This is a genomic window from Listeria innocua (assembly GCF_028596125.1).
GTDB classification, from domain to species: Bacteria; Bacillota; Bacilli; order Lactobacillales; family Listeriaceae; genus Listeria; species Listeria innocua.
Map to the genome: position 1 here is coordinate 1,228,578 of NZ_CP117229.1, position 24,178 is coordinate 1,252,755.

Annotated in this window: 22 protein-coding genes; 15 read left to right on the forward strand and 7 right to left on the reverse strand. The window is 36.4% G+C overall.

The genetic code is table 11. The annotated features are described in order from the left end of the window. Nucleotides 1-133: 133 nt before the first annotated feature. The 3 genes from PQQ29_RS06695 (at nt 134) to PQQ29_RS06705 (ending at nt 3,345) form a co-directional block, all read left to right on the forward strand. Complete coding sequence (locus PQQ29_RS06695) at nt 134-502, forward strand: MerR family transcriptional regulator (protein ID WP_003719570.1); 369 nt, start codon at nt 134-136, stop codon at nt 500-502. Nucleotides 503-572: 70 nt separating this feature from the next. Next, complete coding sequence (glnA, locus tag PQQ29_RS06700; protein ID WP_003762004.1) at nt 573-1,907, forward strand: type I glutamate--ammonia ligase; 1,335 nt, start codon at nt 573-575, stop codon at nt 1,905-1,907. Nucleotides 1,908-2,049: 142 nt separating this feature from the next. Then, a complete protein-coding gene (locus PQQ29_RS06705; RefSeq protein WP_187984106.1) occupies nt 2,050-3,345 on the forward strand; it encodes an arsenic transporter in 1,296 nt (431 codons plus the stop codon). Nucleotides 3,346-3,378: 33 nt separating this feature from the next. On the opposite strand, the gene PQQ29_RS06710 is transcribed toward PQQ29_RS06705, so the two are convergent. After that, a complete protein-coding gene (locus PQQ29_RS06710) occupies nt 3,379-3,900 on the reverse strand; it encodes a GNAT family N-acetyltransferase (RefSeq protein ID WP_010990935.1) in 522 nt (173 codons plus the stop codon). Between the two features lie 29 nt (nt 3,901-3,929). Continuing rightward, nucleotides 3,930-4,544, reverse strand: a complete 615-nt coding sequence (lexA, locus tag PQQ29_RS06715; protein ID WP_003762009.1) for a transcriptional repressor LexA — start codon at nt 4,542-4,544, stop codon at nt 3,930-3,932. Nucleotides 4,545-4,701: 157 nt separating this feature from the next. On the opposite strand from lexA, the gene yneA reads away from it, so the two are divergent. The 4 genes from yneA (at nt 4,702) to PQQ29_RS06735 (ending at nt 7,954) form a co-directional block, all read left to right on the forward strand. After that, nucleotides 4,702-5,031 carry a cell division suppressor protein YneA gene (yneA, locus tag PQQ29_RS06720; RefSeq protein WP_003762011.1) on the forward strand — a complete coding sequence of 110 codons (330 nt, stop codon included), beginning with the start codon at nt 4,702-4,704 and terminating at the stop codon, nt 5,029-5,031. 92 nt (nt 5,032-5,123) lie between these two features. Continuing rightward, on the forward strand, nt 5,124-5,351 hold the full coding sequence (locus PQQ29_RS06725; RefSeq protein ID WP_003771647.1) for a DUF896 domain-containing protein: 228 nt from the start codon (nt 5,124-5,126) through the stop codon (nt 5,349-5,351). Nucleotides 5,352-5,497: 146 nt separating this feature from the next. Beyond that, nucleotides 5,498-7,492: a transketolase gene (tkt, locus tag PQQ29_RS06730; protein ID WP_010991490.1), complete on the forward strand. Its 1,995-nt coding sequence runs from the start codon at nt 5,498-5,500 to the stop codon at nt 7,490-7,492. A 222-nt stretch (nt 7,493-7,714) separates the two neighbouring features. Then, entirely contained in the window at nt 7,715-7,954 is a 240-nt protein-coding gene (locus tag PQQ29_RS06735; protein ID WP_003723442.1) for a YneF family protein, read from the forward strand. 50 nt (nt 7,955-8,004) lie between these two features. Here PQQ29_RS06735 and PQQ29_RS06740 read toward each other — a convergent pair whose 3' ends face one another. Genes PQQ29_RS06740 through PQQ29_RS06760 form a run of 5 tightly spaced genes read right to left on the reverse strand, consistent with a single transcriptional unit; the run spans nt 8,005 to nt 12,126 of the window. Further along, nucleotides 8,005-8,736 carry a class I SAM-dependent methyltransferase gene (locus tag PQQ29_RS06740; RefSeq protein ID WP_010991491.1) on the reverse strand — a complete coding sequence of 244 codons (732 nt, stop codon included), beginning with the start codon at nt 8,734-8,736 and terminating at the stop codon, nt 8,005-8,007. Between the two features lie 22 nt (nt 8,737-8,758). After that, on the reverse strand, nt 8,759-9,265 hold the full coding sequence (locus PQQ29_RS06745; protein ID WP_003762025.1) for an IbrB-like domain-containing protein: 507 nt from the start codon (nt 9,263-9,265) through the stop codon (nt 8,759-8,761). A 9-nt stretch (nt 9,266-9,274) separates the two neighbouring features. Then, nucleotides 9,275-10,579 (reverse strand): phosphoadenosine phosphosulfate reductase, encoded by a 1,305-nt coding sequence (locus PQQ29_RS06750; protein WP_003762027.1) that lies wholly within the window; start codon nt 10,577-10,579, stop codon nt 9,275-9,277. Further along, nucleotides 10,569-11,774 carry an SNF2-related protein gene (locus tag PQQ29_RS06755; protein WP_077904834.1) on the reverse strand — a complete coding sequence of 402 codons (1,206 nt, stop codon included), beginning with the start codon at nt 11,772-11,774 and terminating at the stop codon, nt 10,569-10,571. Before PQQ29_RS06755 ends, PQQ29_RS06750 begins: the two co-directional genes overlap by 11 nt. Further along, nucleotides 11,725-12,126 (reverse strand): hypothetical protein, encoded by a 402-nt coding sequence (locus tag PQQ29_RS06760; protein ID WP_003762030.1) that lies wholly within the window; start codon nt 12,124-12,126, stop codon nt 11,725-11,727. Before PQQ29_RS06760 ends, PQQ29_RS06755 begins: the two co-directional genes overlap by 50 nt. A 311-nt stretch (nt 12,127-12,437) precedes the next feature. On the opposite strand from PQQ29_RS06760, the gene pyrH reads away from it, so the two are divergent. The 8 genes from pyrH to PQQ29_RS06800 all read left to right on the forward strand — a co-directional run bounded on the left by pyrH (nt 12,438) and on the right by PQQ29_RS06800 (nt 24,132). Next, complete coding sequence (pyrH, locus tag PQQ29_RS06765) at nt 12,438-13,166, forward strand: UMP kinase (RefSeq protein WP_003723449.1); 729 nt, start codon at nt 12,438-12,440, stop codon at nt 13,164-13,166. Beyond that, nucleotides 13,166-13,723 (forward strand): ribosome recycling factor, encoded by a 558-nt coding sequence (frr, locus tag PQQ29_RS06770; RefSeq protein WP_003771660.1) that lies wholly within the window; start codon nt 13,166-13,168, stop codon nt 13,721-13,723. The genes pyrH and frr overlap by 1 nt, the downstream gene beginning before the upstream one ends. 229 nt (nt 13,724-13,952) lie before the next feature. Then, complete coding sequence (locus tag PQQ29_RS06775; RefSeq protein WP_010991493.1) at nt 13,953-14,711, forward strand: undecaprenyl pyrophosphate synthase; 759 nt, start codon at nt 13,953-13,955, stop codon at nt 14,709-14,711. A 13-nt stretch (nt 14,712-14,724) separates the two neighbouring features. Next, nucleotides 14,725-15,513, forward strand: coding sequence for a phosphatidate cytidylyltransferase (locus PQQ29_RS06780; protein ID WP_003762041.1), 789 nt, complete (start codon nt 14,725-14,727; stop codon nt 15,511-15,513). A 14-nt stretch (nt 15,514-15,527) separates the two neighbouring features. Beyond that, nucleotides 15,528-16,670, forward strand: a complete 1,143-nt coding sequence (locus PQQ29_RS06785) for a 1-deoxy-D-xylulose-5-phosphate reductoisomerase (protein WP_003762042.1) — start codon at nt 15,528-15,530, stop codon at nt 16,668-16,670. 13 nt (nt 16,671-16,683) lie between these two features. Further along, on the forward strand, nt 16,684-17,946 hold the full coding sequence (gene rseP, locus PQQ29_RS06790; RefSeq protein ID WP_010991494.1) for an RIP metalloprotease RseP: 1,263 nt from the start codon (nt 16,684-16,686) through the stop codon (nt 17,944-17,946). Nucleotides 17,947-17,985: 39 nt separating this feature from the next. Next, nucleotides 17,986-19,692: a proline--tRNA ligase gene (locus tag PQQ29_RS06795; RefSeq protein ID WP_033533071.1), complete on the forward strand. Its 1,707-nt coding sequence runs from the start codon at nt 17,986-17,988 to the stop codon at nt 19,690-19,692. A gap of 105 nt (nt 19,693-19,797) precedes the next feature. Further along, nucleotides 19,798-24,132, forward strand: a complete 4,335-nt coding sequence (locus tag PQQ29_RS06800; RefSeq protein WP_003762047.1) for a PolC-type DNA polymerase III — start codon at nt 19,798-19,800, stop codon at nt 24,130-24,132. Nucleotides 24,133-24,178 lie beyond the last annotated feature (46 nt).

Consider the following 24,178-nt stretch of genomic DNA (forward strand, 5'->3'; position numbering starts at 1 on the left):
TGTTGTGAAAATGTTGATATATATGGGTTTGTGAGTAATGTTAGATAATCTTACATAAATTTGACAAAACATCTGACGTACATTATAATGCTACTATCATCAAAAAATAATTATGTTTTGAGGGGGAATTGTCGTGAGTGAAAAGGAAATCCGGAGATCGATGCCGCTGTTTCCAATTGGGCCTGTGATGAAGCTAACCGATCTCACCGCTAGACAAATTCGCTACTATGAAGACCAAGGATTAATCCATCCAGCACGCAATCAAGGAAATCACCGTTTGTACTCACTTCAAGACATTGATGTTTTGCTAGAGATAAAAGATTATTTGAATGATGGTCTGAATATTGCGGGAATTAAGAAAATGTATCAAATGCAGCAAAAAGAATCAAAAGAACCTTTGACAGATGATGATGTACGCAAAATACTTAGAAAAGAAATGCAACAAGCCGGCCGCTTTGTAAAACAAGATGCCACAGGAAAACAACAATTACCAAGGTTTTAAAAAGATTAGAAGAGGTATTTACTTTATTTAGAAGTTAATATAAAAAGATTATTTAGGAGGAATTTAGATTATGGCAAAATATACAAAAGAAGACATTTTCCGCTTTGCAGATGAACAAAATGTAAAATTTATTCGTTTACAGTTCACGGATATTCTCGGGATAATAAAGAATGTGGAAATTCCTGTTAGCCAACTAAAGAAAGCACTAGATAACAAGATTATGTTTGATGGTTCCTCCATAGAAGGTTTTGTAAGAATTGAAGAGTCCGACATGTATTTATTCCCGGACTTAGACACATGGGTAGTATTCCCTTGGACAGCTGAAAAAGGGAAAGTAGCAAGAATGATTTGCGACATTTATAATCCTGATATGACACCATTTGCAGGAGATCCACGTGCCAACTTAAAACGTGTACTTAAAGAAATGGAAGAGCTAGGTTTCACTGAATTCAACTTAGGACCAGAACCAGAATTCTTCCTATTCAAACTAGATGAAAATCGTCGCCCAACACTTGAATTAAATGATAGCGGTGGTTACTTCGATTTAGCACCAACTGATTTAGGCGAAAACTGTCGTCGTGACATTGTACTTGAATTAGAAGAAATGGGCTTTGAAATTGAAGCTTCTCACCATGAAGTAGCTCCAGGTCAACATGAAATTGACTTTAAATATGAAGATGCAATTACTGCGTGTGATAGCATCCAAACATTTAAGTTAGTAGTTAAAACAATTGCTCGCAAACACGGTTTACATGCTACATTTATGCCGAAACCACTATTTGGTGTAAATGGTTCAGGAATGCATTTCAATATGTCCTTATTTACAGAAGAAGGTAATGCGTTCTTTGATAAAGAAGGCGAACTTGAATTAAGCAAAACAGCTTATCATTTCTTAGCGGGTATGTTAAAACACGCTCGTGGATTTACAGCTGTTACTAACCCGACAATTAATTCGTTCAAGCGTTTAGTTCCTGGATACGAAGCACCATGTTACATTGCATGGTCAGGTAAAAACCGTAGCCCACTAGTACGTGTTCCTAGTTCTCGCGGATTAAGTACTCGTCTTGAATTACGTAGTGTGGATCCATCCGCTAATCCATATTTAGCAATGGCTGTACTTCTAAAAGCTGGTTTGTCCGGCATTAAAGATGAGCTAACTCCTCCAGCTCCAGTTGACCGTAACATTTACGGCATGAACGAAGAGGAACGTGAAGCAACAGGAATTTATGATTTACCAGAAAGCTTAGGTCATGCTTTAATCGAGCTTGAAAAAGATGACATCATCCGTGATGGATTAGGTGAACATATTTTCGAACATTTCATTGAAGCGAAAACAATTGAATGTGATATGTTCCGTACAGCGGTTCATCCGTGGGAACGTGAACAATATCTTGAAATTTATTAATATTAAAAAGCTCGTTTCCGACTTGGGAGCGAGCTTTTTTTATGCAATTGAAAATCAAATGTTTGATGTTTTGGTGATTGAGGCATATATTTATAAATGTGCTAGCAAAAGGGATTAATATTTGCTAGGGAAAGGGGCAGGTATGCAGATTACTTTAGCTGTTTTAGTTTTTGCCTTAACGCTTATATTTGTTATTTGGCAACCTAGAAACTTGTCGATTGGATGGTCCGCTTGTATTGGAGCATTACTCGCATTATTACTTGGCGTTGTCACTTTAACAGATGTTGTAACTGTAACAGGCATCGTTTGGAATGCAACACTCGCTTTTATTGCAATTATTATTATTTCACTTATTTTAGATGAGATTGGTTTTTTCGAATGGGCAGCGTTACATATGGCAAGGTTAGCAAGAGGGAACGGATTACTCATGTTTGTACTTATTTCTATTTTGGGAGCACTAGTGGCAGCTCTTTTTGCGAATGATGGGGCAGCTTTGATTTTAACTCCAATTGTTTTGGCGATGGTGCGTGCGCTTAATTTTGATGAAAAAAAGGTGTTTCCCTTTATCATTGCCAGTGGATTTATTGCTGATACGACGTCTTTACCACTTGTTGTAAGTAATTTAGTGAATATTGTTTCGGCTGACTTTTTCGGCATTAGTTTTTCAAAGTACGTATTAATGATGTTGATTCCGACGCTTTTTTCGTTGGTTGCGAGTATTATTGTTCTTTATATTTATTTTAGAAAAGCGTTACCTAGAACTTATGAAATTAGTGGAATTCGTAAGCCGGCTTCTGCGCTTAAAGATAAAAAAATGTTTCGGATTTCATGGGGAATACTTATCATTCTTGTGATTGGATATTTCTTAAGTAGCTTTTTGGACATTCCAGTGTCATTTATCGCTTTACTTGTAGCGTTTATCTTTTTGCTAGTTGGTGGAAAGAGTCATGCTGTTTCTACAAGGAAGATTTTAAAAGGGGCGCCGTGGAATATTGTGTTTTTCTCGGTTGGGATGTATGTCGTCGTATACGGTTTGCAAAACGCTGGCATTACTAAATTATTAGCAGAGGCTATTTCATATATTGCGCATTATGGGCTTTTCGTAGGTACGATTGGGATGGGCTTTATTGCCGCGATATTGTCGTCTGTAATGAATAACTTACCAACTGTTATGATTAATGCACTTGCAATCGATCATACTCCATTTACAGGAGTGATGAAAGAAGCGTTAATCTATGCAAATGTTATCGGATCTGATTTAGGGCCTAAAATAACGCCAATCGGTTCGCTTGCAACGTTACTATGGTTACATGTATTAGCTCAAAAGGGTATAAAAATAAGCTGGGGATCTTATTTTAAAATAGGTATTGTGATTACTATTCCAGTATTGTTTATTACACTCGTCGGACTTTATATTTCACTCCTTATTTGGAGCTAAGAAAACCCTGTACAAAATTGTACAGGGTTTTTCCTATGCTTTATAAAGAATATGTGGCTTTAAAGGATGTCCGTCCGCTAAAGCAGGATGCATAAATGTAGCTACTTTTGTAAAATGGATTTTTTTCATTACTTGTTCTGATGGCTTATTTAACACAGCGGTGAAACTGTAAATTTCATCAATAGTTGTTTTCTGTTTGGCGAAATCGAGAGCTCCTAGTGCGGCTTCGGTTGCATAACCTTGGTTCCATACACTTTTCTTTAAGCGCCAGCCAATTTCGATACAAGGGGTGAACGCAGCTTCAAAAGTTGCTTCATGAAAACCGGTAAAACCAATAAATTCGCCGGTAGATTTTTCTTCAATGGCAAAAAGTCCGTAGCCAAGTGCCGTTAATTCTTGTTGATTTCTTTCTAAAAAAGCATTACTTTCTTCTTTTGAAAGTGTAGATGGAAAGTACTTCATTACGACTTTGTCACCGTTCATTTCGCTAAAGGGAACATAATCACTTGCTACATAATCTCTTGCAATTAGTCTATCTGTTTCAAAATAAATCAATATAAAAACCGCCTAACAAAATATAGCTTTTAGTGAATATCTCTATAAAGGCCAATAACTTTGCCTAAAATAGTAACGTTATTTAAGATAATTGGTTCTAGTGCATCATTTTCTGGTTGTAATCTAAAATGATTCGCTTCTTTATAGAAACGTTTACAAGTCGCCTCGTTTTCGTCGGTCATCGCTACGACAATTTCACCATTAATTGCTGAACTTTGTTGTCGAACAATTACTTTATCTCCATCTAAAATCCCGGCATTTATCATACTTTCTCCGTCGATTTCAAGCATGAAGACATTGGTTTCTCCTGCAGCCATATATTCAGGGAGTGGGAAATACTCTTCTATATTCTCAATCGCTGTAATAGGCATTCCGGCAGTAACTTTACCGATGATTGGGATATTGACTACATTCGGCGTCTCTGCTTCATCTTCTAAAGACAAAATTTCAATAGCACGAGGTTTCGTAGGGTCACGTCTAATTAGTCCTTTACCTTCAAGTCGAGCAAGATGGCCATGGACTGTGGAGCTAGATGCTAAACCAACAGCTTCACCGATTTCACGTACGGAAGGTGGATAACCCTTTTCTTTTACTTCTGATTTTATAAATTCATATATATCTTGTTGACGTTTAGATATTTTCATGGTTTCACCTCATTGATTTAATGGTTATTTTATAAATCAAGTATAGCAAAAGAAAATCCAATATGCAAACAAAGGTTCGTTTTTTTATTGACATATGCGAACGGCTGTTCTATAATATAGAAAAGCGAACGTACATTCTTTTTTGGAGGGATTATTAATGACTTTAAAATTAATTTGGGATAAATTTTATGTTTCTATTATATTTGTAATAACTTGTTTAGTTCTAGGAATTATATTGATGTGCACTGTTATTGGGAGTGGCAGTGAGTATTCTGAGGTAGATGTAAATGAAGGGGATTCTATTTGGGCACTTGCAGACCAATATGCAGCGAAGAGCGATATGGCAAAAGCAGATTTTGTATCTTGGGTTGAAAAAGAAAATAACCTTACAGATGGACATGTGAAAGCTGGGGATTCTGTAGTTATACCAGTACACGAAACAAAGTTACAAAGAAGTGATAGCACTATTCAATTAGCAAACCAGTAGAAACGATTTTAGTATCGTTTATGATATAATAAAGAAAGTAGCGATTTAGCTACTTTCTTATTTTAATATAATGAAGAAAAGGATGAAGTGTGATGCTAGAAAAAGCTAAAATAGATAGAATCAATGAACTTTCTAAAAAGAAAAAAGCAGGGACTCTAACTGCTGATGAAAAAGTAGAACAAGAAAAATTAAGAAAAGAATATATTAAGTCGTTTCGCACTCATATGAAGGGAACAATCGAAAATACTACGATTATTGACCCTAAAGGAAATGATGTAACACCGCATAAAATAAAACAAATGAGAAAAAATAAGAAGTAAAAATTAGTACCAAATGAACATTTTTGCGCAAATGAACAAAAATACCAATCAATTAAGCAATTTAAAGCAATTATTAGTTGTGTTAATTGCTTTTTAGGCTTATTATTAAAAGTAGTTAAAATTATATTGAAGAGAGGATGTTTCATTTGTTCGATAACACAGATAGTTTAGCAGTAAATACAATTCGTACATTATCAATTGATGCAATTCAAAAAGCAAATTCTGGTCATCCGGGATTACCAATGGGAGCGGCTCCAATGGCTTATGCACTTTGGTCTCGCGTATTAAATACAAACCCTAAAAATTCACATTGGTTTAACCGTGATCGTTTTGTACTTTCTGCTGGACACGGCTCAATGCTTTTATATAGTTTATTACATTTAAGTGGTTTCAAATTAGAAATAGAAGACCTTAAAAACTTCCGTCAATGGGAAAGTAAAACTCCAGGTCACCCAGAATATCGTTATACTGATGGAGTAGATGCAACTACTGGTCCACTTGGTCAAGGTATTGCGATGGCTGTTGGTATGGCTATGGCAGAAAGACATCTTGAAGCAAAATATAACAAAGATGGTTTCCCAGTTGTGGATCACTATACTTATGCGCTATGTGGAGATGGAGACTTAATGGAAGGTGTTGCTTCTGAAGCGGCTTCTTACGCAGGTCACCAACAACTTGGAAGACTTGTTGTTTTATACGATTCCAATGATATTTCTCTTGATGGCGATTTAGACAAATCTTTCTCTGAAAATGTAAAACAACGCTTTGAAGCTTATGGTTGGGAACATTTATTAGTTAAAGATGGCAATGATACAGCAGAAATCCTAGCTGCTATTGAAAAAGCAAAACAAAATACATCACAACCTACAATGATTGAAGTTAAAACAGTTATTGGTTTTGGTGCTCCTAATGCAGGTACTAGTAAAGTTCATGGTGCTCCTCTAGGTGACGAAGGTATTTTAGAAGCGAAAAAAGCTTATGGTTGGAACTACGAAGAAAAATTCTTTGTTCCTGAAGAAGTTACAACTCGCTTTAAAGAAACTATTGGAGAACGCGGTGAAAAAGCAGAAGCAGCATGGAACGAATTATTTGCTTCTTATAAAGCGAAATACCCAGAGCTTGCTAAACAATTAGAAGATAGCTTAAATAACAAGTTACCAGCTGATTGGGATGCAGATCTTCCAGTATATGACGATTCTAAAGCACTTGCTAGCCGTGCTTCAAGTGGTGAAGTTATCAATGCATTAGCTGCGAAAATACCTACTATTTTTGGTGGTTCAGCAGACCTTGCTGGTTCTAACAATACAACAATTAAAACAGATGGTGAATTCACTAAAAAAACACCAGCAGAAAGAAATATCTGGTTTGGTGTTCGTGAATTTGCAATGGGTGCAGCGTTAAACGGTATGGCACTACACGGCGGGTTACAAGTATACGGAGGTACATTCTTTGTATTCTCTGACTATGTACGTGCTGCGATTCGTTTATCCGCAATCCAACATTTACCTGTAACATATGTAATGACACATGATAGTATTGCTGTAGGGGAAGATGGTCCAACCCATGAGCCAATCGAGCAACTTGCAAGCTTACGTGCTATGCCAGGACTTTCTGTTATCCGTCCTGCTGATGGAAATGAAGTAGTAGAAGCTTGGAAACTAGCGATTACTTCGACAGATACTCCACATGTGCTTGTTCTTACTCGTCAAGGATTACCAACTTTACCAAATTCTGCGAAATTATCTGCAGAAGGCGTTAAAAAAGGTGCTTATGTTATTTCTCCTGCTAAAGGTGAGGTTCCAGAAGCAATTATTCTTGCAAGTGGTTCTGAAGTTAATTTAGCTGTTGAAGCGCAAAAAGAACTTCAAGCTCAAGGAACAGATGTATCCGTTGTGAGCGTGCCATCATTTGATCTATTTGCAAAACAATCAGCAGAATACAAAGAAAGCGTCTTACCAAATGCTGTTAGAAAACGTGTAGCAGTAGAGATGGGTGCTAGCTTTGGTTGGGAACGTTATGTTGGTTTAGATGGTAAAGTGATTGGAATTGACAAATTTGGTGCTTCTGCTCCAGGTGAAACAGTTATTAAAAATTATGGCTTTACTGTAGAAAACGTTGTTAATACAGTAAAATCACTTTAATTAAACAAACAGACCGCGTCTAGTATATTTATCTAGGGCGGTCTTTTTTTTATGCTTTTATAGATTGCGCAGGGGTGCCTTTAATGGTATAATTACGAGGTTGTTTGCAGCTTTTATTGATAAATTGATCTAGATGATAAGTTTTCTTGAAAAGTATTGTCTGTTTAATATAAATCAAGTACAATAAAAGAGGATTTTGTTTCAAGGAGGAGAAAAGAGACTATGTGGATTTACATTCTTGTCGGCATTATTTGTTTACTAGCTGGTCTTGCGGGAGGATTCTTTATTGCAAGACGTTATATGATGAGCTATTTAAAAAACAATCCGCCAATTAACGAACAAATGTTACAAATGATGATGGCGCAAATGGGTCAAAAACCATCACAAAAGAAAATCAATCAAATGATGAGCGCGATGAACAAACAGCAAGAAAAAGAAAAACCAAAAAAAGCAAAGAAATAATCTTTTAACAAAGTAAAACCCTTCTATTATAACTTAGAAGGGTTTTTTGATTACTTTTTAGTTGCCGAAATAATTAACATCATTGGACGACGATATTCATCTTGCATTTCTGGTAAATTTTTAAGTTCTGGAGCTGGTTCTGGTTCAATAACACTTTTAAGCTCAAAATTATTTTGAAGGAGTGTCTGGATGTAAGTTGTAAGGGTGCGATGGTATTTTTTTACATCTTCGCCAAGGAAATGGGTTGTTCGAATCGATTCGTTAAAATAGCGATCAACTGGCCAGTGTAACTTATTACCAGTTTCGTCAGTATACCAATCTTGTCTGCCATCCGCGGTAAAAACTGGATGTTCGACAGAGAAAATAAACTCGCCACCGGTTTTTAAATTAGTATGGACTTTTTTACAAATGTCTTGAAAGGAAGCGACATAATGAATAGCGAGTGAACTCATAATAACATCATACATCTCTGGCTCATTATCCATATCTTCTATCGCTTTTTGTTTATAATTAACTGCATTTGAAGTGGTCTTTTGTTTTGCTTCAGTTAACATGCGCTCAGATAAATCTATTCCAACTACTTTCTTCGCACCATGGTCGGCTGCATAAATACAGTGCCAACCGAATCCGCAGCCTAAATCAAGTACTGTCTTTCCATTAAAGTCTGGGAGAAGTTTTTTAAATTCATGCCACTCTCCAGCTGCTGCAAGTCCGTTTTTAGAACGAGGCATTTGACTATATTGTTCAAAAAATTCTTTGTCATCGTATTTATTTTCTTTCAATTTTAATTCCTCTTTTCTTCAATTAATCAGAAGCTTTACTGAATTCTTTATCTAAGAAGAGGTGAGTAAGGCCGCTCACTTGTTTTAAGCGTAAGATTTCATTTGCATCCATTCCAATATTTTTCATAATCCAGCTGTCTGACATGCCGCTATCTGCTAATTCACCAACAATAGAAGACATAAGCTCTACGTTATGAAAACCGCGAGCACGATTATGACGAATAGTAGAAGCTATCCGGTTTACGGTATCTTTTTCTAAAATAACTACTGGTAATAATTCTTTTTCTCTTTCGCGGATCCGTTTAGAAGTCTGCATGATAGTATATCGATGAAACCCGTCTATTATTTCATATTTATCAGAGTTTTCCAAGGGATAGCAAACGATTGGTTGTGTAAATCCATCTTCCCAAATAGATTTTTCTAGTAGTTTTAGTTCCGTGGCTGGAACGGTATTTGGATTATAATTATTTGCTTGAAGTTTGGTGTAGTGAATGGGAGTGACGTTGTATACTGGGCTTTTATAATTCATTATATCACCTCATAAAATATTATTATATTTCTCTAGTGCATGTTTTCTTTTCTCTAATTCAAGCTTGGTTTGACCAAAACCCATATACTTACAGGTATAATCATTTTTTAAAATAGCGATACACATTCTTTTATATGTTGGAACGCTGGCGAATTCTTTGATTTTCAAGTCATCTGGATATTCTTTAAAGCGAACAATTTCCATGGGATTGGAATATGTACGTTTATTTTGAGGTTTTCCAAGGAAGTCAGCTTGTACATTTAAGTTTTTTAATTCCTCTACGGTTTCTACTTTTAAAGCGCCGCCTTTTTCGGTCCAATAATTAATGCTTGTTTTAAATTTTTTTAAATAACGTTCTCTTGTATAACTCGGTAATGTTGTAAGTAAAAATTCCAAATAAGATTTCCATGTGTGGTTTGGAGGTAAGTTAATTTCTTTCCATGCCATCGCTGAAGTTCCACCATAAATAGCCGTGAAATTGGCTCCGTTCACGCGACCAACTAATTTAGACCAAAGGGCAGGTTCAATTACGCGATATAACTTAAGACTTTCGGTTGCGGAATCATTGAAAGGGCTAGCGACACGCATATCATTCAAAGTTAAACCGGCTTGGTAAAACAAATCGTAAATTTTATTGTAAGGCCAATCGAATTTAGCATTTGCAGTCCATATATCTTCTACTAACCAATCATGAATCGGGTAGGCGTTATATATGTTTTTGGAAATTTCAGTAGTCCAATTATAGTTTTTATACATGCGTTCTTTTTTATGGATCGCATTATAGCGGTTGAGCGATTCTTGTTGTCGAATACCGATTAAGGCAATGGTTTTTTCAGCTTTATTTTTAGTATGTAACCAGTGGATAAGTTTCTTGTTGAATTCGTAGTCCCAAATTGTATGGAAATCAAAATCAAAAGGGGCGTTGTCTTCATTTATCACAGATGGATAATCAGGCATTTCTCTTACCCAAATATCTTGTTTTGATTTTTCCCAAGGTATCCAGTGGTCGGTATACATCGAAACTGCGGATTGGGCTGCAATAGGAAGGCAACACCAAAGCGGCTCGATAATATCTAAGTTACTAGTTAACATTTCAGCTACAAAATCACTCGTCGCAGAATATTGACCTTCATAGTCCAAATGATATACATAAATTTTCTTTTGAATATTATTTTTTCTTATATAATCAATCATTAAATGAAGCATCACAGCACTATCTTTACCGCCAGAAAATGACACAATGATGTTATCGAATTCGGAAAAAATAACTTCCATTCTTTCTTGGGAAGCATCAAAGACTGTTTTAGAAAGCATCCATAATCACCTCAAAAGAATTTTTTTGTGAGAGTTCTTTTTTAAATTCATGCAATAAACTCGTTTTTTTAGAAATGTTTGAATCAATTAGGTTATCTAGACCAACATTTCCGCTTAAATCATGATAGTAACAGTCTTGTGTTTGGCCGGTGCGGTAAATCCGACGTTCTGATTGATCGCGCTGAGAATAATCAAATGTTTTATCAAAATAAATAATTTGATTATAATATTGCAAATTAAGCCCGTAAGACGATTTAGCAAAAGTGGTAATTTTTACATTAGGAAACGCTTTAATTAATGCTTCTTCTGATCGCTTATATTTACAAAAAATGATGGTTGTAGCTTCTTTTCCTGCAATTAAAGATTCGACAATAGTGAATTTTTCTGAAGAGAGGCAATAACAATGTTGCATCACTTGGGACATCTCTAGAAAATTAATATTAATTGTGTAAGCAGCTGCTTTTTGAAGGTAATCATCTTTTATTTCATAATATTTTTGCAAAAGTTCGTCGTCTATAGTGAAATCGTGACGAATATAATGCCAATTGACTTTTAATTCAAGCGAAGAAGAGAATGTAAAAGGAGCGATTAATTGGTATAAATACTCTAAATTATGATATTTCTTAATAATGTCCATTGACTGTTGTTTGTTTTTCGATACTTGGGTAATGGTTACATATTCGCAAAATGTTTTTTTGAACTGGGAAAAACTTAAGTTCAATATTTTAGGAGAGAGAAATTCTAGTTGCGACCATAAGTCTAAAATATTTCTGCTTAATGGAGTTCCATTCATGATTAGTCGATAGTTTGCTAATCGAGAAAGTTTAATGGCTCGTTGCGTTCGGAGCGCGTGTTTATTTTTTATTTTTAAACTTTCATCCATAATAATATAGCTGTTAGACGATTTCTTTAGTTTGTCCCGGCATTTTAGATATAAGTGATCTGAGTTGGAAAGGGATTCAATGCCAATAATATCTTGTGGAAATTCGTAGCCCCATTTCTTAATCTCATTAGCGAGATTTTCTTTCGTCTGGAATGGCGTGATCCACAAGACATAATCAGGACTTACTTCCTTAATTAATTCGCAAGCTACACGTGTTTTGCCTGCACCGGGTTTCATAAATAAAGCGCCAACATTATATTGTTTAAGTTTCTGTATTGCTTGTATTTGGTTGTCTAATAAGGTCATTTGCAATTATCACATCTTTTTCAATTTTTTTAGGTATATGTGTACGAACTTTGACGATACTATCGTTTATTTTTTTTGTTTGAAAATGTTGCATTATTTCTTCGTTTTCCTGCTTAAAAAGGAGCATCATTGTTGCTGCATCTATACTCTTTTTTTCGGTATGCTTTTTTAATGTAAAAATCCATGTATCTGGAAAATAAAAATAACTATAATCCGGAGAAACAGAAAATACCATTTTTCGCGGCAATAAGAAAAAATAACCCGCATATTCACTATAAGAGGGTATTTCTATAATTGTTTGTTTTTCCCATTCTTCAATTCTTTCGCTATATGTATAAATTTTGTTCCATTTTACCATTAAATCTAAAACTCCCGTGTGTTTTGTCATTTTCGTTCATTTTTTAGCTATTTATGTGTTTATTTTAACATAAATACAGCTATGATACTTTACAAAACCATTTTAATTGTGAAAAAATACTGTTTTGGGTGTCTAACAAATGACAAAGTAAGTAATTTAGCTAATAAAATTTGGAGATTTTGTGAATTTTAAAATGTTTTTTCACTTTTTGATAGAAAACACTTTTGTAATAGCTAGCTTTTTAGTAGAATAGATAATGGTGGATGGAAAAGTTTTCTGTCTATGAATAGAATATGAAATTGGAGGCTATTATGGATACCCCAGATTATAAACGAGTTGTATTAAAATTAAGCGGTGAAGCACTTGCGGGAAATGATGGCTTTGGAATTAACCCGAGCGTGGTCAATTTAATTTCTGCTCAAATCAAAGAAGTAGTAGAATTAGGAGTAGAGGTAGCTATCGTAGTTGGCGGCGGAAATATCTGGCGCGGTAAACTTGGTAGTGAAATGGGAATGGACCGTGCAGCAGCAGACCAAATGGGTATGCTTGCGACTATTATGAATTCCTTGTCTTTACAAGATTCTCTTGAAAATATTGGAGTTGCAACACGTGTACAAACATCAATTGATATGCGTCAAATTGCTGAACCGTACATTCGTCGTAAAGCAATTCGTCATCTTGAAAAAGGTCGCGTAGTTATTTTTGCAGGTGGAACGGGTAACCCGTACTTCTCTACTGATACTGCAGCAGCACTTAGAGCAGCTGAAATCGAAGCAGATGTAATTTTAATGGCGAAAAACAATGTAGATGGTGTCTACAATGCCGATCCAAAATTAGATGAAAATGCGAAAAAATATGAAGAACTTTCTTATCTTGATGTTATTAAAGAAGGTTTAGAAGTAATGGATACAACAGCATCATCACTAAGTATGGACAATGATATTCCATTAATCGTCTTCTCATTTACTGAACAAGGTAATAATATCAAGCGAGTTATTTTAGGTGAAAAAATCGGGACTACTGTCAGGGGGAAAAAATAATGAGTAAAGAAGTATTATCTAAATCCAAAGAAAAAATGGAAAAAGCAGAACAAGCTTTAACTAGACAATTAGGTACTATTCGTGCTGGTCGAGCTAACGCGTCATTACTTGATCGTTTAACTGTTGATTATTACGGAGCAGCTACACCGGTAAACCAAATGGCATCTATCAGCGTTCCAGAAGCTAGAATGTTGCTTATTACACCTTATGATAAAACTATTTTAGGTGAAATCGAAAAAGCAATTTTAAAATCAGATTTAGGTTTAACACCTAATAATGACGGCTCTGTACTACGTTTATCTATTCCACAATTAACAGAAGAACGTCGTAAAGAGTTAGTTAAAGAAGTGAAAAAAGAAGCAGAAGAAGCGAAAGTTGCTGTTCGTAACATTCGTCGTGAAGCAAATGAAGACTTGAAAAAACTAGAAAAAAATGGCGACATCACTGAAGATGATTTACGTTCTTACGGTGAAGACGTTCAAAAATTAACAGATGAAAGCATCAAGAACATCGATAGCATCACGAAAGACAAAGAAGCGGAAATCTTAGAAGTTTAATTGATACTTTTCAAATAGTAACAAATAGGGTTAAACACCTTTTAAGTTGAAGTGACATTCCTAATTCTTTCCATATGTGTTGGGTTAGGAATGTTTTTTAATGGGCAATTCCATCGCTCTCATGAAAATCTCATCTGTTCACATGGAATTTTTAGTACATTAATTGATTCTTTTTTGTTATTATAGGTATAGACATGCTCTAAGAAGTGTATCAATTGGAGGATTTATGATGTTTAAAAAGCTATTTCGACAAGATGGAAATATATTAAATAGTGAACTTGCAGAAGATTTGCCAATTCCACGTCACGTCGCAATTATAATGGACGGAAATGGGAGATGGGCAAAAAAACGTTTCTTACCGAGAATTGCAGGGCATAAAGAAGGTATGGATGTTGTTAAACGAGTTACACGATATGCAAACGCGATAGGCATTGATGTTCTTACACTCTATGCTTTTTCAACTGAAAACTGGAAACGACCTACAGATGAAGTGGATTTTTTAATGAAACTACCTGTAGAATTTTTTGACTCTTTTGTACCAGAGTTGATAGAAGAAAATGTTCGTGTTAATGTGATGGGGTATCGAGAAAATTTGCCTGAACACACAATGCGTGCAGTGGAAAAAGCAATTGCGGATACAGCTCATTGTACAGGTCTTACGCTAAATTTTGCGCTTAACTACGGTGGACGTTCAGAAATAATCACAGCAGCAAAAGAAGCGATGAAAGAACTTGTTTCAGAGGGCAAAACATCTGAGGACTTAACAGAAGAATTACTGAATGATCATTTAATGAGTCACGGTCTTGGGGATCCTGATTTATTAATTCGTACTAGCGGGGAACTGAGATTAAGTAATTTTATGTTATGGCAACTCGCTTATAGTGAATTTTATTTTACAGAAACACATTGGCCTGATTTCTCAAAAGAAGATTTTTTACAGGCGATTATTGAATATCAAAATCGGTCGCGTCGTTTTGGAGGGCTCTAGGGAGGAAAAAAGATTGAAAACGAGAATTATTACTGCAGTTGTTGCGCTTATATTTTTTATTCCATTTGTGGTTTACGGGGGAATTCCATTTGAATTATTAAGTATTTTACTTGCAACTATTGCGTTATATGAAGTGCTTGTAATGACGAAACAACGAATTTTTTCGATGAATGGAATAATTACATTACTATTAATGTGGTTAGTTGTCGTGCCAGATAGATATTTGGACTTTTTAGATAAACTGCATATTACTGAAATGGAAGTTATTTTTATTTTAATGGCACTTTTACTTGCTAATACGGTGTTTTCTCGCAATAAATTCCATTTTGATCAAGTTGGAATTTGTATGGTTGCTGCTTTTTATACTGGATTTGGGTTCCATTATTTAGCACTAACTCGGGAAGCTGGATTAATGTACGTCCTTTTTGCATTATTTATTGTGTGGTCAACCGATACGGGGGCTTATTTTATTGGGAAAGCAATTGGCAAGCATAAATTAGCACCAAATGTTAGTCCTAATAAGACGGTAGAAGGTTTTATCGGTGGGATTGTTTGCGCACTTGTAATTGCAGGAGGTTTTTATTATTTTGCAGAACTACCAGGAAATATAGCACTTGTTTTGGCGCTTCTAGTATTTTTATCTATTTTTGGTCAACTGGGAGATTTAGTAGAGTCAGCCTTGAAACGATTTTACGGTGTTAAAGATTCTGGGAAAATCTTACCTGGACACGGCGGTATTTTAGACAGATTTGATAGTTTGTTATTCGTATTACCTCTGCTACATATACTTCAAATTATTTAATTGGAGATGGGATAATGAAAAAAATTATTTTACTGGGCGCAACTGGTTCTATTGGAACGCAAACACTTACAATTATTCGAGAAAATCCGGAAAAATTTCAACTTGTTGCTTTTAGTTTTGGACGTAATATTGAGCGCGGCCGGGCAATTATTCAAGAATTTAAACCTAAAATGGTAGCTGTTTGGCATACGAGAGACCGTGTGACACTGGAATCTGAATTTCCTGATGTGAAGTTTTTTAATGGTTTAGATGGACTTAGAGAAGTAGCAACATACCTAGATGGGGACGTTCTTTTAAATGCTGTTATGGGGAGTGTTGGGTTATTACCGACTCTAGATGCTATTGAAGCTGGTAAGGCAATCGCTATAGCAAACAAAGAGACACTTGTTACAGCAGGACATTTAGTTATGCAAGCTGCAAAAGAAAAGAACATTTCACTACTACCTGTTGATAGTGAACATTCTGCTATTTTACAAGCATTAAACGGTGAAAATCGGGAAAGAATTGAGAAAATCATTCTAACTGCGAGTGGTGGTAGTTTCCGAGATAAAACGCGGGAACAACTTAGCGAAGTTACAGTAAAAGAAGCTTTAAAACATCCTAATTGGAACATGGGTAATAAATTAACCATTGATTCAGCTACGATGTTTAATAAAGGCTTAGAAGTAATGGAAGCGCACTGGCTGTTTGGTGTGGATTATGACGATATTGAAGTAGTCATTCAGCGTGAAAGTATTGTTCATTCTATGGTTCAATTCGTGGACGGAAGCTTTATTGCGCAACTAGGCACACCGGATATGCGGATGCCTATTCAATATGCGTTAACTTATCCCGATAGACTTTCTATTCCATACGAAAAAGAATTCCGGATTACTGATTTTTCAGCGCTTCATTTTGAAGAAGTGAATTATGAAAGATTTCCGGCATTGAAACTCGCGTATAATGCTGGTAAAATAGGTGGAACAATGCCGACAGTTTTGAATGCGGCAAATGAAATTGCTGTTGCTGGCTTTTTAAATGGGCAAGTCGCTTTTTATAATATTGAAGCGCTTGTTGAAAATGCAATGAACCGTCATACTAGTATTTCTAATCCTAACTTGGATACTATTTTACAAGTTGATCAAGAAACACGAGCGTATGTAAAGACACTTTTATAGAGGTGAAGCTATTTTGACAACTATTATTGCTTTTATTTTCGTTTTCGGACTGATTGTATTTTTCCATGAGCTGGGTCACTTCTTGTTTGCAAAACGAGCTGGCATTATGGTCAAAGATTTTTCGATTGGCTTCGGACCGAAAATTTTTGCTTATCGGAAAAAAGAAACGCAGTATACCATTCGTTTACTACCAATTGGTGGCTATGTTCGAATGGCCGGGGAAGACGGGGAAGAAATTGAGCTAAAACCTGGTTACCGAGTAGGGCTTGAATTAACTCCAGAAGAAACTGTTAGCAAAATTATCGTTAACGGTAAGGATCAATATGTCAACGCCCAACCGATTGAAGTTTCTCTATGTGATTTAGAGAAAGAACTATTTATCGAAGGCTATGAAGACTATGACGACACGAAGAAAGTCCGGTACCAAGTAGAACGTAATGCACTTGTTATTGATGGTAAAATCGAAACGATGATTACGCCATATGACCGTTCTTTTAATGCAAAATCTTTAGGAAACCGGGCGATGACTATTTTTGCGGGCCCGCTGTTCAACTTTATTTTAGCAATTTTAATTTTTACCGCACTTGCTTTTGTTCAAGGTGGGGTCCCGAGTACCGATAATACACTTGGTAACATAATGCCGGATGGGGCAGCTGCACAAGCCGGTCTAGAAAAAGGAGACGAGGTTCTTTCTATTAATGGTAAAGAAACAAAGTCTTGGACAGATATTGTTCAAAGTGTTTCTGAAAACCCGGGAAAAACACTTGATTTCAAAATAGATCGCGATGGAAAAACACAAGATATTGATGTGAAACCGGCGACGCAAAAAGAAAATGGTAAAGAAGTTGGGAAAATTGGAGTAGAAACACCGATGGACACTTCATTTACTGCTAAAATAACCAATGGCTTCACGCAAACATGGAACTGGATTGTTCAAATATTTACGATTCTGGGTAACATGTTTACTGGTGGATTTTCACTGGATATGCTAAATGGGCCAGTTGGTATTTATACAAGTACGCAACAAGTAGTTCAATACGGATTTATGACCGTGTTAAACTGGACTGCTGTTTTAAGTATTAACTTAGGAATTGTTAACTTATTACCGTTACCAGCACTTGATGGTGGACGCTTGATGTTCTTCTTATACGAACTCGTTCGCGGGAAACCAATCGATCCTAAAAAAGAAGGTATTATCCATTTTGCTGGATTTGCACTTTTGATGGTTCTGATGATACTTGTGACATGGAACGATATACAACGAGCATTTTTCTAAAAAGAGAAAGACTAATAAAGGGAAAAAGGGGTGTTTTAAATGCGTCAAACGATGACATTTATACCAACATTAAAAGAAGTTCCAGCTGATGCGGAAGTAAAGAGTCACCAATTACTTCTTCGCGCTGGTTTTATTAGACAAGTAGCGAGTGGGATTTACAGTTATTTACCACTTGCGACATTAACATTAAGAAAAATTGAAGCAATTGTCCGCGAAGAATTAGAAGCAATTGGTGCTGCAGAAATGCTTATGCCTGCGCTTCAACCTGCGGAACTATGGCATGAATCTGGTCGTTGGGCTGATTATGGTCCAGAACTAATGCGTTTAAAAGATCGTGCCGCTCGTGATTTTGTGCTCGGACCAACCCATGAAGAATTGATTACGTCCCTTTTACGTGATGAAATTAAATCTTATAAACGTTTACCAATTACGTTATATCAAATCCAAACAAAATTCCGTGATGAAAAACGTCCGCGCTTCGGTCTGTTACGTGGACGGGAATTTATTATGAAAGATGCGTATTCATTCCATGCGACAAGTGAAAGCTTAGATGAAACATTTGAGCTAATGCACCAAGCTTATTCTAATATCTTTAGTCGTTGCGGCCTTGAATTCCGTTCTGTTATTGCAGATTCTGGTTCAATTGGCGGAAATGAATCCAAAGAATTTATGGCATTATCTGATATTGGCGAAGATACCATTGCTTATAGCGATGCTTCTGACTATGCAGCAAACACAGAGATGGCTCCTGTTTTATATATGGAGAAAAAATCGCATGAACTTGAGAAAGAACTTGAAAAAGTAGCAACAGAAAATCAAAAAACTATTGCTGATATTGTTGAATTTTTAGAAGTTCCTATTGAGAAAACAATGAAATCAATGCTTTATCAAGTAGATGAAGAAGTGATTATGGTCTTAGTTCGTGGTGACCATGAAGTAAATGATATTAAAATTAAAAATGCTTTAGATGCAACAAATGTCGAATTAGTAGACCCAAATGTGGCATTTGAATTACTCGGTGCTAATTTTGGTTCCCTAGGGCCAATCGGTGTTCCTGAAAAAATTCGTGTCTTTGCTGATAATGCAGTAAAAGATATTGTTAATGCTGTAGCTGGAGCAAATGAAGATGGTTATCATTATGTTAATGTTAATCCAAATCGTGATTTTGAAGTTACAAGTTATTTTGACTTGCGTATGATTCAAGCAGGCGATTTGTCTCCTGATGGTCAGGGCGTTATCAAGTTTGCAGAGGGTATTGAAGTTGGTCATATTTTCAAACTTGGTACTAAATATAGTGAAGCAATGAATGCGACTATTTTAGATGAAAACGGTCGTGCACAACCAATTATTATGGGTTGCTATGGTATTGGTTTGTCTCGAATTTTATCTGCTATTGCTGAACAATCCAATGATGAAAATGGTCTTGTATGGGATAAGCAAATTAGCCCATTTGATTTACATTTAATTCCTGTTAATATGAAGAGTGAAGAGCAAGTTGCATTTGCAGAATCACTTTACGACTCGTTACAAAAAGCAGGATTTAGCGTACTAATAGACGACCGGACTGAACGTGCTGGCGTTAAGTTTGCGGATGCTGACTTAATCGGTCTACCAATTCGTATTACGGTTGGTAAAAAAGCCGCAGAAGGTATCGTTGAAGTGAAAATTAGAAAAACAGGCGAAATGATTGAAGTTCGTCAAGATGAGCTACTAAATACGCTACCAATTCTTTTTGGAGATAAATAATTACTGATACAATTGTGCCAGATGAAACTCCACTCGTTCCATGTGAAAACGGGTCATGAGGGACATCTGGCTTTTATAAATTTGGATAAAGGGGTGTTATTCGGAATGACTGCAAAAGAGGAAGAAAAACAAGAACGATTTCAGCTGTTAATGACACAAATTGGTTTACAAGATGTAACTACTTACGAAGAATTCACGAAAGATGCTAAAATCGAAAAATTAGTCGCCGATAAGAAAAATAAAACTTGGCAATTTCATTTACACGTACCACAAATTTTCCCAGCTGCACTTTTTCATATGATGGATGTTGGAATGAAGCGTGCATTTAGCCAAATTGCAGAAACAGAAATGCAAATAGTTCCGGAAAATCAGACGATTAACGAAACACTTATTCAAGAGTATTGGAACTTGATTGTTGAGCCAATTGGAAAACAGTCACCAATGATCGGGAAACTTTTAATGGAGCAAAAGCCTACGTTCAAAGAGCCGCATTTTATTGAAGTAGCGGTTCATAATGATATGGAAGAAGCGACAATTCAACAACGATTCCAAGCGAAAATTATCGAAAACTACGGAAAAGCCGGTTTTCCACGACTAGCAATGAAAATGCATATGCTAGATCAATCAGAAACCGATGAATATAAAGCTTTTGCACAGGCGAAACAAGAAGAAGACCAGAAAAAAGCCGCAGAAGCTGTCCAAGTAATGCAAAAACGTCAAGCAGAAGGACAAAACGGCAGTGCAAATGCAGCTCCACTTACCGGTCCATTTCAAATTGGCTATAAAATCAAGGATGATGAAGAAATCAAACGCCTTGGTGATGTCTATGATGAAGAACGTCGTATTACTGTTCAAGGGCTCATCTTTGCAACAGAAATTCGCGAGCTTCGTAGTGGTCGTAGTCTTTTGCAATTCAAAATTACCGACTATACTAGTTCGATGATTATAAAAATGTTTTCGCGTGATAATGAAGACGCAGCCATGTTCCAAAATTTGAAAAAAGGCATGTGGGTGAAAGTACGAGGCAGTGTTCAAAATGATACCTTTGTGCGCGATTTAATTATGATGGCTCAAGACATCAACGAAATTGCTGGAGTGAAGCGTCTTGATACTGCCGAAGAAAAACGTGCAGAACTTCATCTCCATTCACCGATGAGTCAAATGGACGCGACTTCATCAGTTGATTCACTGTTTAAGCAAGCAGCTGATTGGGGTCATAAAGCAATTGCTATTACCGACCATTCCGTTGCGCAATCTTTCCCAGAAGCATACGGAGCAGGTCAAAAATATGGCTTAAAAGTAATTTTTGGTATCGAAGCAAATCTTATTGATGACGGAGTACCAATCGCATATAATGATCAACATATCGCTTTAGAAGATGCAACCTACTGTGTATTCGACGTTGAGACTACAGGTTTATCCGCTGTTTATGACACAATTATCGAGCTTGCAGGCGTAAAAATGAAAAACGGCGAAATTATTGATAAATTTGAAGCGTTTATCGATCCGGGGCATCCACTTTCAGCAACTACGATTAATCTAACAGGTATTACGGATGATATGGTAAAAGGATCTGATCCGATTGATGTTGTATTAAAACAATTCAGGGAATGGAGCGGCGACGACATCCTTGTTGCCCACAATGCTTCTTTTGATATGGGCTTTATTAATACCGCTTATGAAAAAGTTGGGCTTGAAAAAGCAAAGAATGCAGTTGTTGACACATTGGAGTTAGCTCGTTTCCTTTATCCGCACTTTAAAAATCATCGTTTAAATACGTTAACAAAGAAATTTAATATTATCCTTGAACAACATCACCGGGCTGTATTCGATGCTGAAGCAACCGCATATTTAGCTTGGAAACTAATTAAAGATGCAAAAGAAATGCACGATATTGAATTTCATGATTCCTTAAATGACTATATGGGAGAAGGCGATGCATACAAACGCGCTAGACCTTTCCATGCAACTATTTATGCGCAAACAGATGTAGGCTTGAAAAACCTATTTAAATTAATCACTATGTCGAACATTAACTATTTCTACCGAGTACCACGAATCCCTCGCTCTCAGTTGAAAAAAATGAGAGAAGGCTTAATCATCGGGACAGCATGTAGTCAAGGTGAATTATTTGAAGCAATGATGCAAAAAGGAATGCAAGCTGCTGAAAAGGTAGCCGAATTTTACGACTTCATTGAGGTTCAACCTAAACCCGTATATGCTCCGTTAATTGAACGTGAACTTGTTCGTGATGAAAAAGCGTTAGAAGAAATATTAAAAAACATTGTCCGCGTTGGTGAAAAAACTGGAAAACCTGTCGTTGCGACTGGGAATGTGCATTACAAAGATCCAGTTGATAAAATTTACCGTAAGATCTTGATTCATTCACAAGGGGGAGCTAATCCTCTCAATCGTGCGGAATTACCAGATGTTCATTTCCGCTCTACAGATGAAATGTTAAAAGAATTCGCCTTCCTTGGAGAAGAAAAAGCAAAAGAAATCGTCGTAACAAATTCCAATTTAGTTGTCGATTGGATGGATGATTTAAAACCGATTAAAGATGAGCTTTACACGCCAAAAATTGATGGCGCAGAAGATGAAGTGCGTAATATGAGTTACGGGATGGCGCACCAATTATACGGGGAAAAATTACCGGAAATTGTAGAGGCTAGACTGGAAAAAGAATTGAAAAGTATTATTGGTCACGGGTTTGCGGTTATTTACCTTATTTCACATAAACTCGTTAAAAAATCACTTGTAGATGGTTATTTAGTAGGGTCTCGGGGATCGGTTGGTTCTTCTTTTGTCGCTACAATGACAGAAATTACCGAAGTAAACCCACTTCCACCACATTATCTTTGCCCGAATTGTAAGGATTCTGAGTTCTTTGATGATGGTTCAGTTGGTTCTGGTTTTGACTTACCTGATAAAGATTGCCCGCACTGCGGAACGCCTTACCAAAAAGAAGGCCAAGATATTCCTTTTGAAACTTTCTTAGGATTTAAAGGGGATAAAGTACCCGATATTGACTTGAACTTTTCAGGTGATTATCAACCGGTAGCCCATGCCTATACAAAAGAAATTTTTGGGGAAGATTATGTTTTCCGTGCTGGTACTATCGGTACAGTTGCCGAAAAAACTGCATTTGGATATGTTCGGAATTACGAACGTGATATGAATATGACCATCCGCGGGGCTGAGGTGGATCGCCTTGTTGCTGGATGTACGGGTGTTAAACGGACTACTGGGCAGCATCCAGGTGGTATTATCGTTATTCCTGATTATATGGATGTTTATGATTTTACTCCTGTTCAGTTCCCAGCAGATGCAACGGACTCAGAATGGAAAACAACCCATTTTGATTTCCACTCGATTCACGACAATGTGCTTAAACTCGATATACTTGGGCACGATGATCCGACTGCTATCCGGATGTTACAGGATTTAAGCGGTATTGATCCGAAAACCATTCCAACAGATGATCCAGATGTAATGAAATTATTTGGTTCCACAGAATCGCTTGGTGTTAAACCAGCAGACATCGATTCAAAAACAGGGACGCTTGGAATTCCCGAATTTGGAACTCGTTTTGTACGACAAATGTTAGAACAAACAAAACCAACGACATTTTCTGAGTTAGTACAAATCTCTGGTCTTTCCCATGGTACCGACGTTTGGCTTGGAAATGCGGAGGAATTAATTAAAAATAAAACATGCGAACTACCAGACGTAATTGGTTGTCGTGATGATATTATGGTATTTCTAATTTACCAAGGATTAGAAAGTTCATTAGCCTTTAAAATTATGGAATCTGTCCGTAAAGGGAAAGGTTTAACCGAGGAAATGGAAGAAGCAATGATAGCAAATAAAGTGCCGCTTTGGTACATTGAATCTTGTAAAAAAATCAAGTACATGTTCCCGAAAGCCCATGCCGCTGCTTACGTTTTAATGGCGGTTCGGATTGCTTATTTCAAAGTACATCACCCATTATATTTTTACGCGACTTATTTCACCGTTCGTGCTGACGACTTCGATTTGACGTCTATGGTAAACGGGAAAGAAGCGGTAAAAGCTACAATGAAAGAAGTAAACGATAAAGGTATGGAAGCTTCAACGAAAGAGAAAAACTTGCTAACCGTTTTAGAAATTGCGAACGAAATGCTTGCTCGTGGTTTCCATTTCCAAAAAGTCGATTTGTATAAATCGTCTGCTGATGAGTTTATTATTGATGGAGACTCACTTATTCCGCCATTCAATGCGATTCCAAGCCTTGGAACCAACGTAGCGAAACAAATAGTTGCCGCTCGTGAAAATGGGGAATTTTTATCCAAAGAAGACTTACAACAACGCGGAAAAGTATCAAAAACGATTATTCAGTACATGGATGACCAAGGATGCTTGGAAGGATTGCCTGATCAAAATCAGCTGTCATTGTTCTAAAAATGGGCAAAACTTGCTTGTAGTCACAATTTGTGATAAACTTATT

Coding starts and splice junctions, on each gene's coding strand:
- glnA (WP_003762004.1), top strand. CDS start 573: ATGGCAAAATATACAAAAGAAGACATTTTCCGCTTTGCAGATGAACAA.
- PQQ29_RS06705 (WP_187984106.1), top strand. CDS start 2,050: ATGCAGATTACTTTAGCTGTTTTAGTTTTTGCCTTAACGCTTATATTT.
- lexA (WP_003762009.1), bottom strand. CDS start 4,544: ATGAAAATATCTAAACGTCAACAAGATATATATGAATTTATAAAATCA.
- yneA (WP_003762011.1), top strand. CDS start 4,702: ATGACTTTAAAATTAATTTGGGATAAATTTTATGTTTCTATTATATTT.
- PQQ29_RS06725 (WP_003771647.1), top strand. CDS start 5,124: ATGCTAGAAAAAGCTAAAATAGATAGAATCAATGAACTTTCTAAAAAG.
- PQQ29_RS06735 (WP_003723442.1), top strand. CDS start 7,715: ATGTGGATTTACATTCTTGTCGGCATTATTTGTTTACTAGCTGGTCTT.
- PQQ29_RS06745 (WP_003762025.1), bottom strand. CDS start 9,265: ATGAATTATAAAAGCCCAGTATACAACGTCACTCCCATTCACTACACC.
- PQQ29_RS06750 (WP_003762027.1), bottom strand. CDS start 10,579: ATGCTTTCTAAAACAGTCTTTGATGCTTCCCAAGAAAGAATGGAAGTT.
- PQQ29_RS06760 (WP_003762030.1), bottom strand. CDS start 12,126: ATGGTAAAATGGAACAAAATTTATACATATAGCGAAAGAATTGAAGAA.
- pyrH (WP_003723449.1), top strand. CDS start 12,438: ATGGATACCCCAGATTATAAACGAGTTGTATTAAAATTAAGCGGTGAA.
- frr (WP_003771660.1), top strand. CDS start 13,166: ATGAGTAAAGAAGTATTATCTAAATCCAAAGAAAAAATGGAAAAAGCA.
- PQQ29_RS06775 (WP_010991493.1), top strand. CDS start 13,953: ATGTTTAAAAAGCTATTTCGACAAGATGGAAATATATTAAATAGTGAA.
- PQQ29_RS06785 (WP_003762042.1), top strand. CDS start 15,528: ATGAAAAAAATTATTTTACTGGGCGCAACTGGTTCTATTGGAACGCAA.
- PQQ29_RS06795 (WP_033533071.1), top strand. CDS start 17,986: ATGCGTCAAACGATGACATTTATACCAACATTAAAAGAAGTTCCAGCT.
- PQQ29_RS06800 (WP_003762047.1), top strand. CDS start 19,798: ATGACTGCAAAAGAGGAAGAAAAACAAGAACGATTTCAGCTGTTAATG.